The following is a 1,751-nucleotide window of genomic DNA, read 5'->3' as shown; positions in this document are numbered from 1 at the left end:
ATGATATGATACCTCTAAAGTAGACAGATTAAATATAAAAATCTGTTACTTTGGAGGTATTTTTCATGCCAAAATCAAAACATTCACCTGAGTTTAGAGCTAAAGTATCGCAGGAATATCTGGATGGTATAGGTTCTATTCAGTTCCTTGCTGATAAATACAGTATAGGATATTCAACACTAAAAGGATGGATTAATGAATATCAAATTCATGGGATAGCTGCATTTTGTCATCCATCGAATAGAAATAGAACTTATTCAAAGGAGTTTAAACTCCGATGCGTAGAAGCAGTTCTAAATGGAGAAGGGACTGTTGACGATATCATCGCTAAATATGCAATATCTAGTCGTTCTGTTTTGCGAAGTTGGATTAAGGTGTATAATGCCAATAGAGAGTTCAAGGATTATAATCCAAAACGGGAGGTCTATATGGCAGAGGCACGAAGAAAAACAACACTTGAGGAACGAAAAGAAATCGTTAATTATTGCATCAACCATAATCGTGACTATAAGAATACAGCTACAAAATTCAATGTTTCTTACGGTCAGGTCTATTCTTGGGTAAAGAAATATGATAGTGATGGGGAATCCGGATTAACTGACAGACGCGGTCAACGTAAAACAGATGATGAAGTAGATGAATTAGAACGTTTGAGACGTGAAAACTTACGACTAAAGCGTCAGCTGGAAGAAAAGGATATGGTTGTTGAATTGTTAAAAAAAGTGAAAGACTTCGAAAGGATGTGAGGCTGGGTAAGGTTCGTCATGAATCAAAATATCTTGCGATAGAATATTTTCATACAGAGAAAAACTGGAGTATTGGATGGATGTGTAAACATTTGGAGGTCGCAAGAGCTGCTTATTATAAATGGCTACACCGTGAAACACCTGAGGATGAAATGGAAAACATCAAACTTGCAGAGCTCATTAAGGAGTATGATGAACGCTTTAGTCATATCTTAGGGTATCGGAGAATGACTTCTTGGATCAATCATTTTAATCAAACAAAGTACAGCAAAAATAGAGTTCACAGAATTATGAAAAAACTGGGAATCCATTCCGTTATACGAAAAAAGAAGAAAAAATATAGGAATGCCAATGCAGATGAAACAACACAAAATATATTACAAAGAGATTTTTACGCAACTGCACCCAATCAAAAATGGGCTACTGATGTGACTGAATTTAAAGTGCCAGGTAAAAAAAAGAAGTTGTATTTAAGTGCCATTATAGATCTGTATGATAGATATCCTGTGTCATATGCTGTTAGTGCCAGAAATGATAATAAATTAGTATTTAAAACTTTTGATAAGGCAATTGCGTTGAACCCCTGTGCAAAGCCGATTTTTCATTCAGATCGGGGATTCCAGTATACCAGCAAAATGTTTAAAAAGAAACTTGTAAAACAAGAAATGAGACAATCCATGTCTCGGGTTGGACATTGTATTGATAATGGACCAACAGAAGGTTTCTGGGGAATTATCAAAGCAGAAATGTATCAGATGTACGAAATAACTGATGAATCCTCATTAAGATTTGCAATAAAGGATTATATAAGATTTTATAGTGAAGAACGTCCACAGGATAGGTATTGCTGCAAAACACCCCTAGAAGTACGTCAAGAAGCACTGAAATCTGACATACCAGTAGAATATCCTATTCCAGAAAACAAACGAATTAAAAAATATAAAGAGAAATGGTGTGCATAAAAATACCTACACTCCAAAATGAAATGTAGGTATTTTTGTCGCT

Annotated in this window: 2 protein-coding genes; both read left to right on the top strand. The window is 35.0% G+C overall.

The window, feature by feature from the left end; translation table 11 throughout:
- Nucleotides 1–65: 65 nt before the first annotated feature.
- Nucleotides 66–746 carry a helix-turn-helix domain-containing protein gene (locus tag AB5Z12_RS20700; protein ID WP_173717586.1) on the top strand — a complete coding sequence of 227 codons (681 nt, stop codon included), beginning with the start codon at nt 66–68 and terminating at the stop codon, nt 744–746.
- Nucleotides 743–1,708 carry an IS3 family transposase gene (locus AB5Z12_RS20695; RefSeq protein ID WP_173717587.1) on the top strand — a complete coding sequence of 322 codons (966 nt, stop codon included), beginning with the start codon at nt 743–745 and terminating at the stop codon, nt 1,706–1,708. Before AB5Z12_RS20700 ends, AB5Z12_RS20695 begins: the two co-directional genes overlap by 4 nt.
- Nucleotides 1,709–1,751: the final 43 nt, after the last annotated feature.

The sequence above is a fragment of the Ruminococcus sp. RTP21358st1_G6_RTP21358_211008 genome (genome assembly GCF_040908885.1).
In the GTDB taxonomy this organism is placed as follows: Bacteria; Bacillota; Clostridia; order Lachnospirales; family Lachnospiraceae; genus Blautia_A; species Blautia_A faecis.
This window is presented reverse-complemented; position numbering and strand designations above follow the sequence as displayed.

What these genes read in the sequence shown, in the direction of transcription:
- AB5Z12_RS20700 (WP_173717586.1), top strand. Translation starts at nt 66, where the DNA reads ATGCCAAAATCAAAACATTCACCTGAGTTTAGAGCTAAAGTATCGCAG.